11 protein-coding genes are annotated in these 15,732 nt (G+C 67.0%); 10 read left to right on the top strand and 1 reads right to left on the bottom strand.

What is annotated here, in order from left to right:
- The first annotated feature begins 254 nt into the window (after positions 1 to 254).
- The 5 genes from MBENS4_RS03540 (at position 255) to MBENS4_RS03560 (ending at position 5,426) form a co-directional block, all read left to right on the top strand.
- Positions 255 to 1,370 carry a fumarylacetoacetate hydrolase family protein gene (locus tag MBENS4_RS03540; protein ID WP_039388822.1) on the top strand — a complete coding sequence of 372 codons (1,116 nt, stop codon included), beginning with the start codon at positions 255 to 257 and terminating at the stop codon, positions 1,368 to 1,370.
- 49 nt (positions 1,371 to 1,419) lie between these two features.
- Positions 1,420 to 2,205 carry an SDR family NAD(P)-dependent oxidoreductase gene (locus tag MBENS4_RS03545; RefSeq protein ID WP_039391693.1) on the top strand — a complete coding sequence of 262 codons (786 nt, stop codon included), beginning with the start codon at positions 1,420 to 1,422 and terminating at the stop codon, positions 2,203 to 2,205.
- Positions 2,206 to 2,255: 50 nt separating this feature from the next.
- Positions 2,256 to 3,128, top strand: coding sequence for an SMP-30/gluconolactonase/LRE family protein (locus MBENS4_RS03550; RefSeq protein WP_039388824.1), 873 nt, complete (start codon positions 2,256 to 2,258; stop codon positions 3,126 to 3,128).
- Positions 3,129 to 3,192: 64 nt separating this feature from the next.
- On the top strand, positions 3,193 to 4,590 hold the full coding sequence (locus MBENS4_RS03555; RefSeq protein ID WP_039388826.1) for a sugar porter family MFS transporter: 1,398 nt from the start codon (positions 3,193 to 3,195) through the stop codon (positions 4,588 to 4,590).
- Positions 4,591 to 4,592: 2 nt separating this feature from the next.
- Entirely contained in the window at positions 4,593 to 5,426 is an 834-nt protein-coding gene (locus MBENS4_RS03560) for an aldose 1-epimerase (RefSeq protein ID WP_039388828.1), read from the top strand.
- 6 nt (positions 5,427 to 5,432) lie between these two features.
- Here the strand turns inward: MBENS4_RS03560 and MBENS4_RS03565 are convergent, their stop codons facing one another.
- Positions 5,433 to 6,527 (bottom strand): LacI family DNA-binding transcriptional regulator, encoded by a 1,095-nt coding sequence (locus MBENS4_RS03565; protein ID WP_084591938.1) that lies wholly within the window; start codon positions 6,525 to 6,527, stop codon positions 5,433 to 5,435.
- A gap of 138 nt (positions 6,528 to 6,665) precedes the next feature.
- Here MBENS4_RS03565 and MBENS4_RS03570 point away from each other — a divergent pair, with 138 nt between their 5' ends.
- The 5 genes from MBENS4_RS03570 (at position 6,666) to MBENS4_RS03590 (ending at position 15,727) form a co-directional block, all read left to right on the top strand.
- On the top strand, positions 6,666 to 9,101 hold the full coding sequence (locus tag MBENS4_RS03570; RefSeq protein WP_084592109.1) for a glycoside hydrolase family 3 protein: 2,436 nt from the start codon (positions 6,666 to 6,668) through the stop codon (positions 9,099 to 9,101).
- A gap of 14 nt (positions 9,102 to 9,115) precedes the next feature.
- Positions 9,116 to 10,114, top strand: coding sequence for an alpha/beta hydrolase (locus tag MBENS4_RS03575; protein WP_039388833.1), 999 nt, complete (start codon positions 9,116 to 9,118; stop codon positions 10,112 to 10,114).
- Positions 10,111 to 10,905 (top strand): GDSL-type esterase/lipase family protein, encoded by a 795-nt coding sequence (locus tag MBENS4_RS03580; RefSeq protein WP_039388834.1) that lies wholly within the window; start codon positions 10,111 to 10,113, stop codon positions 10,903 to 10,905. The genes MBENS4_RS03575 and MBENS4_RS03580 overlap by 4 nt, the downstream gene beginning before the upstream one ends.
- A gap of 258 nt (positions 10,906 to 11,163) precedes the next feature.
- A complete protein-coding gene (locus MBENS4_RS03585; RefSeq protein ID WP_242404763.1) occupies positions 11,164 to 14,130 on the top strand; it encodes a TonB-dependent receptor in 2,967 nt (988 codons plus the stop codon).
- Between the two features lie 226 nt (positions 14,131 to 14,356).
- A complete protein-coding gene (locus MBENS4_RS03590; RefSeq protein ID WP_340140785.1) occupies positions 14,357 to 15,727 on the top strand; it encodes a tryptophan halogenase family protein in 1,371 nt (456 codons plus the stop codon).
- Positions 15,728 to 15,732 lie beyond the last annotated feature (5 nt).

Below are 15,732 nucleotides of genomic sequence, written 5' to 3' on the forward strand. Positions count from 1 at the left end.
GTGCTGCCAATCGTAGGAAGCCGATTCGGCTCGCTCGGAACGTGCAAGGACCGGGCCCACGGACGCAGCCAAGGCCGCCCCCGCAAGAGGTAATGTGAGCGCATAAAACGCCGCCCTACGTGCCTTGCCCCAGGCCATAACTGCCCCGCTCTCCTCACGATCGAACCTTATGGCCGACCAATCCCAAAGTCGCGTCTTGACGCTGTCGTGGTTGTCATAGATAACGCTAACACCTGCGGAGGGGAATAGCACTGATGAAAAATATACCGGCCCTTGACAGGGGCCTGCCCGAAGACTGGCGCTCCGGCACGTTTCTTGGCCGTATCGAGACCAGCGAAGGCCCCACACCCATTCTAATTCGCGACGGACGTGTCTTCGACATGGCCAAGGTCGCGCCGACCGTCGCCGACCTCATCGCGCAGAACGTGCGCGAAGGCGGCCTGGAACTGGGCGGAATCGAGGTTCTGGACGAGGCCACGCTGCTCAGCCCGATCGACCTGCAGTGCGTGAAGGCCTGCGGCGTGACCTTCGCGGTCTCCGCGCTCGAGCGCGTGATCGAGGAGCGCGCCCGCGGCGACTACCGCAAGGCGCAGGAGCTGCGCGGCAAGATCGAGGATGCGCTGGGCGGCTCGGTCCGCACCACCGTCCCCGGCTCGCCCGAGGCCGACGCGCTCAAGCAGACGCTGATCGGCGAGGACCTGTGGTCGCAGTACCTCGAAGTCGCCATCGGGCCGGACGCGGAAGTCTTCACCAAGTGCCCGGTGCTGGCGACTGTGGGCCAGGACGCGGACATCGGCGTGCGTTCGGATTCCAGCTGGAACAACCCCGAACCCGAAGTGGTGATGGTGGCCGGCCCCGACGGCAAGGCCGTGGGCGCGACGCTTGGCAACGACGTCAACCTGCGTGACTTCGAGGGCCGCTCGGCGCTGCTCCTGGGCAAGGCCAAGGACAACAACGCCAGCTGTTCGCTGGGTCCCTTCATCCGCCTCTTCGACGATGGCTACACCATCGAGGACGTGCGCAGCGCGGATGTCGCCATGACCATCGAGGGCACCGACGGCTACCGCCTCGAAGGCCACTCGACGATGCGCGAGATCAGCCGCGATCCCGAGGATCTGCTGGGCCAGGCGATGAGCGAGCACCAGTACCCGGACGGCCTCGTGCTGTTCTGCGGCACGCTGTTTGCCCCCACGCAGGACCGCGACGAGCCGGGCAAGGGCTTCACGCACAAGGTGGGCGACACGGTCACCATCTCGAGCGCGCGCCTGGGCACGCTGACTAACACCGTCCGGACTTCGGCCGAGGTCGCACCCTGGACCTTCGGCCTTTCCGACCTCTTCCAGAATCTCGCCAAGCGCGGGCTTCTTTGAAAACCATCCAACCAAAAGAACGAGAATCGACGTGGGCGAGCAGGACACGATGCTGAGCAAGGCTTCCACCGATGGCGTGAGCGCTATCTATCCCGAACTCCAGGACGCGAAGGTCATCGTCTCGGGCGGTGCGAGCGGCATCGGCGAGGGCCTCGTCAAGGCGTTCGTGGCGCAAGGGGCGCAGGTCGCCTTCGTCGATATCCAGGACGAGGCCGGGGAGGAACTGGCCCGCGAACTGGCACGCGATGCCCGCCATGCGCCGATCTACCACCACCTCGACCTCACCGACATCGGCGCGGTGCAGGCAACGATGGCGGATCTCGTTGCGCAGCTGGGCGGCGTCGATGTGCTCGTCAACAATGCCGCGAACGATGACCGCCATGCTGTCGCCGACGTGACCCCGGAGTTCTGGGAAGAGCGCATGAACGTGAACCTGCGCCACCAGTTCTTCGCGGCCCAGGCCGTCATCCCCGCGATGAAGGCCGCCGGTGGCGGCGCGATCATCAACTTCGGTTCGATCTCCTGGCACCTGGGCCTGCCTGACCTCGTTCTCTACCAGACCGCCAAGGCCGCGATCTCGGGCATGACCCGCAGCCTCGCGCGCGACCTTGGCCGCGACAACATCCGCGTCAACACGGTGGTCCCGGGCAACGTGAAGACGCCGCGCCAGGAAAAGTGGTACAGCCCCGAAGGCGAAGCGGAAATCGTGGCTGCGCAATGCCTTTCGGGCCGCATCATGCCCGATGATGTCGCCGCACTTGTCCTCTTCCTCAGCTCGCACGGGGCCCGTATGTGTACCGGCCACGATTACTGGATCGACGCCGGCTGGCGCTGATCCGGCCCCTTCGAGCCTATAAAGAACACAAGGACGAGAGAGTGAGAGCGATGCAGGCAGACCATTTCCTGAAAGTCGGTGCGCACCTGGGCGAAGGCCCCTGCTGGATCGACGGCGCACTGTGGTTCGTCGACATCAAGGGCAACACCGTCTTCAAGGTCGATCCCGAGACCCACGCGCTCAGCCGCTGGGCGACGCCCGAGCACGTAGGCTGGGTCCTGCCGAGCGCGCACGACGGCCTCATCGTCGGCCTCCAGTCGGGCCCGCACCGCCTCGATCCTGGGAGCGGTACCCTCACCCGGATCGCGCAGGTCCACACCGACCTGCCCGACAACCGCCTGAACGATGCGGCCATCGATGCCGAGGGGCGCGTATGGTTCGGCTCGATGGACAATCTGGAAGAGAGCGAAACCGGTGTCGTCTTCGTCCTCGACAAGGGGGACGTGCGCGAGGCCGGCATTCCGGCGATCACCATCACCAACGGCCCCGCGATCTCGCCGTGCGGCAGCTGGCTCTACCACGTCGACACCATCGGGCGCCGGGTCTACCGCCACGCCATCCAGGCCGACGGCACGGCGGGTGACGGCGAACTCTTCCTCGACTTCACCACGCCCGATCGCGACGACTGGGGCCATCCCGACGGCGCGATCTGCGATGCAGAAGGCGGCATCTGGCAGGGCTTCTTCGGCGGGGCAGCGGCGCGCCGCTTCGCGCCCGACGGCACGCTGACCCACGAGGTCCGCTTCCCTGTCAGCAACGTCACCAAGATCACACTGGGCGGCCCGGACGGTCGGACCGCCTACGCCACGACCGCACGCCAGGGCCTGAGCGAAGCCGAACTGGCCGCACAGCCGCAGGCGGGCGATCTCTTCACCTTCCGGGTCGATGTACCCGCGGCGCCTCCACGCAGCGCCAACACCTGATTTGCGCGCGGGCCGCACGCTGCCACCAAGACGTGCGGCGGCCCGCTGGGAAAGGATTACTGGAATGGACAGGGTTGAGATCAACACCCGCCTGGTGGCGCTCGTCGTCGCCGTCGCGACCATCGGCGGGTTCATGTTCGGCTACGATTCGGGCGTCATCAACGGAACGCAGAACGGGCTCGAGGCGGCCTTTGACCTCGGCAGTCTGGGCATCGGCATCAATGTCGGTGCGATCCTTGTCGGCTCCTCGTTCGGCGCCTTCATTGCAGGCCGCCTGTCCGACCGCATCGGGCGGCGCGGCACGATGATGCTGGCCGCAGGCCTGTTCCTCGTTTCCGCGCTTCTGGCCGGCGCGGCAGGGTCCTCGGCCATCTTCATCATCGCGCGCATCATCGGCGGGCTCGGGGTCGGCGCGGCGAGCGTCACCTCGCCGGTCTACATCTCCGAGATGACGCCCGCCGAAGTGCGCGGACGCCTCTCCAGCGTGCAGCAGGTGATGATCATCACCGGCCTTACCGGCGCGTTCCTCGCCAACTTCGTGCTGGCGCGCTGGGCCGGTGGTTCGACCGCCACGCTCTGGCTCGACTTCCCGGCATGGCGCTGGATGTTCTGGCTCCAGGCAATCCCCGCGCTGATCTATTTCCTCGCGCTCCTGGGCATTCCCGAGAGCCCGCGCTACCTTGTCGCGCAGGGCCGCATCGAGGAAGCCCGCGAGGTGCTGACCCGCCTCTTCGGTGCCGCCACCGCGCAGCGCAAGGTCGCCGAGATCGAAGCCTCGCTCGCCGCCGACCATCACCAGCCCAAGCTCTCCGACCTCGTCGACAAGGCGACGGGCAAGATTCGCCCGATCCTGTGGGTGGGCATCGGCATCGCCGTGTTCCAGCAGCTCGTGGGCATCAACGTCGTCTTCTACTACGGCGCGACGCTGTGGCAGGCAGTCGGCTTCACCGAAGACTCTGCGCTCCAGATCAACATCATCTCGGGCGCGCTCTCGATCGGCGCCTGCCTCATCGCCATCGCCTTCATTGATCGCCTGGGCCGCAAGCCCCTGCTGCTGATCGGCTCGGCGGGCATGACCGTGACGCTGGGCGTGGTCGCCTGGGCCTTCTCGACCGCCGTCACCGCCGCTGACGGGACCGTGAGCCTGCCGGGCCATGCAGGGCTGATCGCGCTGATTTCGGCCAACGCCTACGTTGTCTTCTTCAACGTCAGCTGGGGCCCTGTCATGTGGGTGATGCTCGGTGAGATGTTCCCCAACCAGATCCGCGGTTCGGCACTCGCCGTAGCCGGCTTTGCGCAGTGGATCGCGAACGCGGTGATCTCGGTCAGCTTCCCGACGCTGGCCAAGACACCCGGCCTCTCGGTCACGTACGTGCTCTATGCGCTGGCCGCCCTCGTCTCGTTCTTCTTCGTGCGCGCCACCGTGATCGAAACGCGCGGCCGCGAACTCGAGGACATGTAACGATGCGCATTGCCTCGGGCGACTGGGCCCTGATGCTCGATCCGGCAGCGGGCGGCCTGATCCGCGCGCTGACCCGGCGGGGCGCGGACATCCTGCGCCCCATGCCCGAGGGCAGCGCAGAGCCGCTGGAAAGCGCCTGCTTTCCGCTCGCGCCCTACGCCAACCGGATCGCGCACGGCCGTTTTGACTGGGAGGGCGAGACCTTCGCGCTCACCCCCAACCATCCAGCTATTGCGCATCCGATCCACGGCACGGCCTGGCTGGGCGAATGGATGGTGCGTGATAGCCGGGAGGACTCGGTCACTCTGGTCCACGCGCATACGGCCGATGCCGCCTGGCCCTGGTCCTTCGCGCTGACCCAGACGCTGTGCCTGAGCGCACAAGGGCTCACTGCGCGCCTCGCTATCACCAACACCGATGCACGCGCGATGCCTGCGGGCCTGGGCTTCCATCCCTGGTTCGCGCGCGGCGAGGTCACCGCGATCTCCTTTGGGGCCAAGGGCCTGTGGCTGGGCGATGCCGAGATGCTCCCGACCGAGCACACCGCGCCCGACGCCCTTGGCAACTGGAGCACGCCCGCCCCGCTCGAGCTGCCGCATCTGGTCGACAACTGCTACACCGGATGGGACGGCACCGTGCGCATCGCCCGGCCCGACGGCGACCTCGTGCTCGAAAGCGCGAGCACGCCCTATCTCCACCTCTTCGTTCCGCAAGGCGCCGACTTCTTCTGCGCCGAACCGCAGACGACCATGCCCGACGCCGTCAACCGCGACGCCCCCGCCCCGCTCGAGCCGGGCGCGACGCGCGCTCTTGAAATGACGATCCGCTCGGCCTGAGAGAGCTCAGACCGTCGCGGGTACCCGCGTTGCCGGACGGCGGCGCGGGGCCGCGTCGGACTGGCGACGGACGAGCTCGTAATCGACCATGATGCGCTGCTCGCCCACTTCGGCGCTGCGCTTGTTGCGCAGGAACGTCGCGAGGAGCTCGACGGCCTGACGGCTCATCGCCGCGATGGGCTGGTGGATCGTGGTGAGTTCGGGCCAGATCGTCGTCGCCATCGCCACATCGTCGAACCCGCAGACGGTGAGATCGCCCGGCACGTCGAGCCCACGCCGGTGCGCCACCGCGACGGCCGCAGCCGCCATGTCGTCGTTGCTGGCAAAGATCGCGGTCGGCGGGTTGTCCTGTGCAAGCAGCTGCTCGGCCGCATCGAGCCCGGAGCGGTAGGTAAAGAAGCCCTGCGCGACGAGCGCCTCGTCATAGGCATAGCCCGCATCAGCCAGCCCCTGCCGGTAGCCTTCATGGCGATCCTTGCTGGCCGCCAGGTCGGGATGGCCGAGGATGAAGCCGATCCGCTCATGTCCGAGGGACGCGAGGTGCGCGGTCATCTCGCGCGCCGCGCTCGCATCGTCGATCAGGATCGTGGCGATACCGTCCTGCTCCTTGGGCGTGGCGACGGCCACGGTCGGGATGTCGGACTGGCGCAGAACGCCCAGCACTTCCTCGGATTCGCAGATCGGCGGGGGCAGGATCACGCCGTCAACGCCGCCTGCCACCATGCGCTCGACCGCCGCAGCCAGTTCCTCGCCCTCTTCCACCTTCTGGATGACGATCTGCACGTCGAGCCGGCCAGCCTCTTCCAGGCTGCCGACGATGAAGGCCGAAAGGAACGCTTCGGACGGGTTGGAATAGAGCAGGCCGATGCGGATCTGCGAGGCGCCCGCAAGGCTGCGCGCGGCCCGGTTGGGCGCGTAATTGAGCTTGGCGATAGCCTCGTTCACGGTGTCGCGCGTGGACTGGCGCACTTTGGGTTCGGCATTGATCACGCGCGAAACGGTCATCATCGAGACGCCCGCCATCGCGGCCACGTCTGCAATCGTTGGGGCTCCCGTCTGCCGCGATCGCGGGGACCGGCGTTTGCGCTCACTATCTGCCATATGCCGACTTTAGCAGGACTTCGCCAAAGGCAAAGGCGTAGCAGGGCGATGCCAAAAATTTCACGTCAACGAAAAATGGTAGCGCAATCATTCTGCATGCCCTACGGTTCCCGCGAAGAATTTCTGGACGAGGATGACATGAGGCGTTTCAACCGCATCGCGCAGGCGTTTGCGCTCAGTTCCTGCGCGGCGCTCGCGCTGGCCCAGCCTGCCCTGGGCGACGAGGCCCCCGCGCCCACTCCGGTGCACCCGGACAAGTGGCCCGCCGCCAAGAGCCCCGATTTCATCGATCCCGCGATCGAGGCGAAGATCACCAAGCTCATGGCCCAGATGTCTCTGCGCGAGAAGGTCGGCCAGATGATCCAGGCCGACACCGCCGCGATCACGCCTGAGGACCTGCGCGAATATCCGCTCGGCTCGATCCTCGCAGGCGGCAACTCGCCCCCGATCGGCGCGCCCGACCGCTCGCCCGCCGAGCCCTGGATCGCCACCAGCCACGCCTTCGATGCGGTTGCGCTGGAGAAGCGCAAGGGCCACGTCGCCATTCCCATCATCTTCGGCATCGATGCCGTTCACGGCAATTCCAATGTCGTGGGCGCCACGCTCTTCCCGCACAACAGCGGTCTTGGCGCGATGCACGACCCCGAATTGATGCGCGAGATCGGCCGGGCCACCGCCGCCGAAACCGCCGCGAGCGGCATCCACTGGGCCTTCGGTCCGACGCTCGCCGTGCCGCAGGACGACCGCTGGGGCCGCGCCTACGAAGGTTACTCGGAGAACCCCGCGCTCGTCGCCGCCTACGCCGCGCCGATGATCGAGGGCCTGCAGGGCGCGCCCGGCACCCCCAACACCGTCCAGGCGGGCCGTGTCTCGGCCAGCGTCAAGCACTTCCTGGGCGATGGCGGCACCACCGAGGGCATCGACCAGGGCGACACCCAGGTCGATGAGAACACCCTCATCCGCATCCACGATGCAGGCTACCCCCCCGCCGTCGATGCCGGCACGATGACCGTCATGGCCTCGTTCCAGAGCTGGAACGGGATCAAGATGCACGGCAACAAGGCCCTGCTCACCGATGTCCTCAAGGGCCGCATGGGCTTCGACGGCTTCGTCGTGGGGGACTGGAACGGCCATGGCCAGATCCCGGGCTGCACCAACACCGATTGCCCCGACACCTTCAACGCCGGGCTCGACATGGCGATGGCGCCCGACAGCTGGAAGGGCCTGTTCAACTCGACGCTCAAGCACGCCGAGGACGGCACCATCCCGATGGCGCGCATCGACGATGCCGTGCGCCGCATCCTGCGCATCAAGTTCAAGCTCGGCCTGTTCGACGCGGCCCGCCCCTACGAGGCCAAGTGGCAGGACGTGATGGGTGCGCCCGAGCACCGTGCGATTGCCCGGCGCGCCGTGCGTGAGAGCCTCGTCCTCCTCAAGAACGAAGGCGTGCTGCCGATCAAGTCGAGCGCCAACGTCCTCGTCGCGGGCGATGCGGCCGACGACATCGGCCGCCAGTCGGGCGGGTGGACGCTTTCCTGGCAGGGCGATGGCAACACCAACGCCGATTTCCCCGGCGCGACCTCGATCTACGCCGGTATCGAGCAGGCGCTCGAAGCGGGCGGCGGCACGGCCACCCTTTCTGTCGACGGCAGCTTCTCGCAGAAGCCCGACGTCGCCATCGTCGTCTTCGGCGAAGAACCTTACGCGGAGCTTCGCGGCGACATCCGCAGCCTCGAATTCCAGCCCGGCGACAAGAAGGCACTCGCGCTCCTTACCAAGCTGAAGGCGGCCGGGATCCCGACCGTCTCGGTCTTCCTCTCGGGTCGCCCGCTTTGGGTCAACCCCGAGATCAACCAGTCCGACGCTTTCGTCGCGGCCTGGTATCCCGGTTCGGAAGGCGCAGGCGTGGCCGATGTGCTGGTGGGCGGTGCGACCGACTTCACCGGCGCCCTCTCCTTCAGCTGGCCCAAGCGCGCCGACCAGTTCCGCCTCAACCAGGGCGATGCGGACTACGACCCGCTGTTCGCGCTCGGCTATGGCCTGAGCTATGCGAAGAGCGGCCACGTGCCCGCCCTTGGCGAAGAGCCCGGGATCGACGCCAGCGCGACCAACACCAGCACCTACATCGCCGACGGCATTCTTGCGAAGCCCTTCACGATGGGCCTCGACGGCGCGGTTTCGCAGCGCCTGGTCGACAGCGCCGACCGGCAGGAAGGCGCGATCCGGCTTGACTGGACGGGCGAGGGCCAGATGCGCATCGACGGCCCCAACCTCAAGCTCGACCGCGAGGCGAATGCGGACATGAACGTCGAGGTGATCTACCGCCTCGACACCGCGCCGACGGCCCCCGTCACGCTCTCGCTGGGTTCGGGCACGGTGCGCATCGACGAAGCGCTGGCGCAACCGGGCACATGGTCCTCGCTCAAGATCTCGCTGAAGTGCTTTGGCCAGCACGGCACGTATCTGGGCGGCATCACCAAGCCCTTCGCGCTCAAGGCCAAGGCGCCCTTCGCGGTCTCGATCTCGGACATGCGCATCGCCACCGACCCGGCCGGAACCGTCTGCCCCGAATAAGGAGGTTACGCGCGATGACCGCTTCCCACGCCACCTCGCGCCGGGCCCTGCTCGGCGGCCTCGCCGCGCTGGGCGTTGCGGCCACCGCGCGCAGCCGCCCCGCGCATGCGGGCCCCACGGCAATCACCACCTCTGGCCCGACGATCCCGCTCTGGCCGGGCAAGGCGCCCGGGGCCCCTGCCCGCCTGCCCGAACGCAAGGTCGCGCAAGGGAGCACGGACCCCAGCTTCGACGAGCGCATCGTCACCGGCGTTGGCACGCCCTGGCTCGAGGTGCGCCAGCCCGCCTACCGCAATGGTTCGGCGGTGCTGCTGATCCCGGGCGGCGGCTACGGCTTCCTTGCCTGGGACAACGAGGGCGAGGAGCAGGCCCGCTGGCTGACCCAGCGCGGCGTCACCTGCTTCATCCTCTCCTACCGCCTTCCCGCAGAGGGTTGGTCCAAGCGCGCCCTTGTGCCCTTGCAGGACGCGCAGCGCGCGATGCGCATCATCCGTTCGCGCGCGCGTGAGTTCGCGCTCGACCCGAAACGGCTGGCCGTGCTCGGCTTTTCGGCAGGCGGCCATCTGGGCGGCAGCCTGGCCACGCGCTTTGCCGAGAAGACGTATGCGCCGCTCGACGCGATCGACGAAGTCTCGGCACGCCCCGACCTTGCCGGGCTGATCTATCCCGTCATCTCGCTGGCCGAGCCCTTCACCCATGCCGGTTCCCGCGACAACCTGCTGGGGCAGGGCGCCCCCGCCAAGGACGCCGAACATGCCTCGGTCGAGAAGCGCGTCGGCGCGGACACGCCGCCCGTCTTCCTGACCGGAGCGAGCGACGACGGGCTCGTTCCCATCCAGAATTCGCTCGCGATGTACTCGGCGATGCTAGCCCAGCAGCGCCCGTGCGAATTCCACGGCTTCGACAAGGGTGGGCACGGCTTCGGCGTACGCCTCGATCCCGCCACGCCCGCCCACGCCTGGCCCGACCTGTTCTACGCCTACGGCCAGCGCCACGGAGTCTTCGCGGCATGAAACGCCTTGGCCTCCTGCTTGCCGGCGCGGCCCTCCTGATCGCAGCGAACGCGCCCGCGCCCTACCAGTCGAGCCCGGAACGCCGCACCATCGAAGAGACCCGCGACTGGGGGCCCTGGGCCGGCCCGTTCCGCGACAAGCTCGTACCGTCCATGATGCGCGACTTCGGCGAGCGCTATCTCTACGCGCCCGCCAACGCGAAGCTCGCGCCGCCTGCGCCGGGTGAACAGCGTGTCGTCTTCATGGGCGATTCGATCACCGACCTGTGGAACCTCGAGCGTTTCTTCCCGGGCAAGCCCTATGTGAATCGGGGCATCAGCGCGCAGGTCACCGCACAGATGCTGGTCCGCTTCGAACAGGACGTCGTCGCCCTGAAGCCCCGCGCCGTGGTCATCCTGGGCGGCGTCAACGATGTCTCGGGCATGCTCCAGATGGAGACCACCGAGGGCATCGTCAGCAACATCACCGCGATGGCCGACATTGCCGAGCGCCACGGCATCCAGGTCGTGCTCTGCTCGATCCTGCCGGTGACCAACACGCCCGAGGCGCAGTGGGTGGAGGCCGAACGCAAGCCCGCCCAGTTGCGCGCGATCAACGCCCACCTGCGCCAGCTTGCCGCCGCTCGCGGCTACGCCTTTGCCGATTACGCCCCGGCGATGAAGACCGACAAGGGCCTGCTGAAACCGGAATTCACGAAGGACGGCATCCATCCCAGCGCGGCCGGCTATGACGTCATGGCCCCCATCGCCGCAGCGGCGATCGCACGGGCCCTGAACGAGGGTACTCGCTAAGCGATCAGTTCACCCAAATCGGAGATTTCCAAGCGTTTTTCCAATAGGAAGCGCGCACCGTGACGCGTTCGCGCAACACTGCACCGACAAATGTTAGCGGTCATCATTTTGTGTTGCGCGGGTATTTCACCGGTGATAGTAGCCAGCGCCACGGCGCGGCAATCGTCAGCATTCGTACCTATAGTTTTGCCGCATCGCAAAATGATAGCGCTATCCAATAGATGCAGCGCAGCAGAGTTGGGACAGGAGGGCACCGAAATGGCAGCGTTCACTCGCATTCGTAACAGTTTCACCGGAATCCGTGGGGACATGCTCCTGCGCGCAGGCACGTCCGCGACCGCACTCGCGATCTGCGCCATGCCCGCGCTCGCCGCGGCCCAGGAGGCGGACACGCCTGCCCAAGCCACGCTGAACGAAGAGCAGGCGATCATCGTCACCGGCATCCGCGCCTCGCTCGAGAGCGCGATCGACCGCAAGCGCGACGCCGAAGTCGTCGTCGATTCGATCACCGCGCAGGACATCGGCGCCCTTCCCGACCGTTCGGTTTCCGAAGCGCTCCAGCGCATCCCGGGCGTCACCCTCCAGCGCACCAGCGAAGCGCGCGACCCCGCGCGTCTCTCGGGTGAAGGCGGCGGCGTCTTCATCCGCGGCCTGTCCTTCGTGCGCTCCGAGCTCAACGGCCGCGACGTGTTCTCGGCCAACAGCGGCAACTCGCTTTCCTTCGAGGACATCTCGGCCGATCTCATGTCGGGCGTGGACGTCTACAAGAACCCCTCGGCGGACATGGTCGAGGGCGGCATCGGCGGCACCATCGACCTGCGCACGCGCAAGCCCTTCGATGCGCCGGGCTTCGTGGCCGCGGTTTCGGGCGACGTGAACTACGCGGACCTGCGTTCCAAGAGCTTCCTGTCGGGCAGCGCGCTCGTCAGCGACCGCTTCGACACGGGCCTGGGCGAAATCGGCGTCCTCGTCTCCTACTCGATCAGCAACATCGGCAACCGCACCGACTCGATCTCGGCCGACCGCTTCCTCCAGCGCGAGATGACCGAGGATGCCAATGGCTATGCCGAAGGCGACACGGTCTACGTCCCCAACAGCGTTGGCTTCCGCCGCATCGACTGGCAGCAGGAACGCCGCGCCTTCGACGCCTCGCTGCAGTGGCGTCCCTCGAGCACGCTCGAGTTCACCGCCGAGGCGCTGATCTCGACCGCCAAGCCGCGCGACACCGAATACTACATCGGCAACTCAACCCAGATGGACCCGACGACCCCGGGCTTCGTCTTTGGTGAGCAGAACCAGCTCGTCTCGGGCGTGGCCGACAACCAGCAGCCGCTGCTCGACACGCGCGCGGGCAGCCAGGACAAGAAGAACCAGGACTACTCGTTCAAGGCCCTGTGGGAGCCTGACAGCCACTGGACCGTCACGGCCGATGTCCAGTACTCGAAGTCGACCGCCAGCGTCTATTCGATGACCGCCTTCACCGGTACGGACGTGGGCACGACCTTCGACTTCGACCTCGACGGCAACACGCCCTACTTGAACATGCGTCCCACCGACCCCTCGCAGTCGCTGGCGGAAAAGAGCGCGAACTGGTGGGCGGCCGCGATGGACCACCTCGAGGACAACGAGGCGGACCAGTGGGCGATCCGCGGCGATGTGGAATACAAGTTCGACGAAGGCTTCCTGAAGTCGCTCAAGGTCGGCGGCCGCTGGTCGGACCGCACCGCGATCACGCGTCAGACCACCTACAACTGGGGTCTTCTTTCGGGCCAGTACTGGCTTCCGGGCAACGAAGTGCGCCTTGATGAAACCGGCTACCCGGGTGGCCCGCAGATCGCGGACCTGCCCAACCAGTCGACGTTCGTGGACTTCAACAACTTCTTCCGCGGCGAAGCCAGCAACCCGACTTCGGGCCTGTGGCTGCCAGCCCCCAGCCTCGTCAACCAGGGCACGGGCCATGCCTTCGACTACCTGGGCGCCACGCTCTCGAACGGTTGGGGCTGGGCTCCGCTCAGCGACGACTTCTCGCAGACCACCGGCCAGGGCGGCATCAACAACCAGGGCCAGGAAGTTCTCGCGGGCTACGCCATGGCGCGCTTCGGCATGGACTACAGCCCGGTCGGCCGCTTCGACGGCAACCTGGGCGTGCGTGTGGTGCACACCAAGCTCAACTCGCTGGGTTCGGCGATCAACGTCGGAACACTGAGCGTCAACTGCAACTCGGCCACGACCGACTGCTCCGACTACGAACGTGCACTCGCCTTCGCCTCGGGTGACCTCGGCACTTCGATCACCTCGGGCAGCAACAGCTACACCGATGTTCTGCCCAGCTTCAACCTGCGCTACTTCGTGACCGACGACTTCCAGGTCCGCTTCGCGGCCTCGAAGGGGATCTCGCGTCCGACCTTCGCGCAGCTCAACCCGTACACCTCGCTGAACTTCTCGTTCGACAACGACGGCAACCCCAACGGCACGGGCGTAGGCGGCGTAACCACCGCGTTCACTGGCACCGCGGGCAACCCGGACCTGAAGCCGACCCGCTCGAACAACTTCGACCTCAGCTTCGAGTACTACTACGGCCGTTCGAACAGCCTGACGCTGGCGCTCTTCTACAAGGAAATCAGCGACTACATCTTCGTCGGCCTGGAACAGCAGGAATACACCAGCGGCGGCGAGACGATCACCTTCGACGTCAACCGCCAGACCAACGGCGCCAAGGGCAAGATCAAGGGCTTCGAGCTGGCCTACACCCAGTTCCTCGACTTCCTTCCCGGACCGCTCTCGGGCCTGGGCTTCACCGGCAACCTGACCTACGTCGACTCGACCGGTGGCGCGAACTCCTCGGTCAACGTGTTCGATACCGCCAACGGCGAGAATGCAGGCCTCAACCTGCCGCTCGAAGGCCTCTCGAAGTGGTCCTACAACGTGGCCGCGATCTACGAGACGCCCGGCGTTTCGGCCCGCGTCGCCTACAACTGGCGCAAGAAGTACCTGCTGACCACGTCGGCTGCGAACATCAACTACCCGGTCTGGAACGACGACTACGGCCAGCTTGATGCCTCGATCCTGGTCAACGTGAACGAGCACCTGAAGGTCGGCGTGCAGGGCACCAACCTGCTCACCTCGCGCACGTACCTGCGCGTGGGCGATCCCAGCTTCCAGCCGCGCTACAGCTGGACCGAGACCGACCGCCGCGTCGCCATGGTCGTGCGCACGCGCTTCTGATACCAGCTCCTCCCAAGGCCCCGGCTTTTTCCGCAAGGAAGAGGTCGGGGCCGACTTCTGACGGGAGCAACATGCCAATGGCCGGACCCGATACCCCGCCTGTCCACTTCGTGATTGCCGGAGGCGGCAGCGCAGGCTGGATTTCGGCCGCGGTACTGGCCCGTTTCCTGCCTCCCCCGCCGCGCGGATCACCCTCGTCGAATCCGAGGACATCGGCATCATCGGCGTGGGCGAGGCGACTGTCCCCCTGATCGGCGAGCTCAACCGGTTCCTGGGCATCCACGAACCCGAGTTCGTGGCCGCCACCAACGGCACCTTCAAGCTGGGGATCGAATTCGCCGACTGGGGCGAGATCGGCAACCGCCACTTCCACGGCTTTGGCGACTACGGCGCCGACATTGCCGGACTTCCCGTCCACCAGCACTGGCTGCGCCTTGCCCGCGAGGGGCAGGTTCCGGCGCTCGGCGACTTCGCGATGGCCGAGGTGCTGGCCTCCCAGGACCGGTTCGTGCCGCACGAAGCGCTTTCGGGCGAAGCCGCGCAGTTCCGCCACGCCTTCCACTTCGACGCTGCACTCTACGCCGCCTACTTGCGCCGTCTGGCCGAGGGCATGGGCGTGACCCGCATCGAGGGGCGCATCAAGAATGTCGCGCTCGATGCGCAGAGCGGCCACGTCCGCGCGCTCCAGCTTGACGGGGATCGACGCGTCGAGGGCGACGTGTTCCTCGACTGCACCGGCTTTGCCAGCCTGCTCCTGGGCCAGGCGCAGGGCGTGGGCTTCGAGGACTGGAGCCAGTGGCTCCCCTGCGACCGCGCGGCGGCTGTTCCCTGCGCACGCGCCGGGCGCTTCACGCCCTTCACCAGCTCAAGCGCAAAAGAGGCGGGCTGGCAGTGGCGCATCCCGCTCCAGAACCGCACCGGCAACGGCCATGTCTATTCCAGCGCCCACATCTCGGACGACGAGGCTGTCGCGCAGCTCCTCGCCGGTCTCGACGGCGAGGCCCTGGCCGAACCGCGCCTGCTGCGCTTCACGCCCGGACGCCGCAGCCGTTTCTGGGAGGGCAACGTAATTGCCATCGGCCTTGCCGCAGGCTTCCTCGAACCGCTGGAATCGACCGCGATCCAGCTGATCCAGACCGGCGTGACCCGGCTCGTCGAGTTCCTGCCCGGCAAGGTCCCCGATCCTGCGCTCGCCGCGGAATACAACCGCCAGACCGCGCTCGAGTACGAGCGCATCCGCGACTTCATCATCGCCCATTATTGCCGCACCCGCCGGACCGAACCGCTCTGGCGCCAGGTCGCGGCCATGGACTTGCCGGGCACCCTTCGCGCCAAGCTCGACGCCTGGGAAGCCTGCGGCCGGGTTCCCATGTACGATCTGGAATCCCACCAGGAACCCAGCTGGGTTGCCATCCTGCTGGGTCAGGGCGTGCTCCCACGTGCGGTCAATCCGCGCACGCACCTGCTCCCCGAGGGGGACCTGCGCGCCCTTCTTGACCAGCGCCGCACCACGCTTGCCCGCGCCGCCGAGCGGCTGCCCGACCACGCGACCTTCATCGCCAGGACCTGCGCCGCAAAGCCCGCCCCGGCGGCATAATACCC

Source organism: Novosphingobium sp. MBES04, assembly GCF_000813185.1.
Taxonomy (GTDB): domain Bacteria; phylum Pseudomonadota; class Alphaproteobacteria; order Sphingomonadales; family Sphingomonadaceae; genus Novosphingobium; species Novosphingobium decolorationis.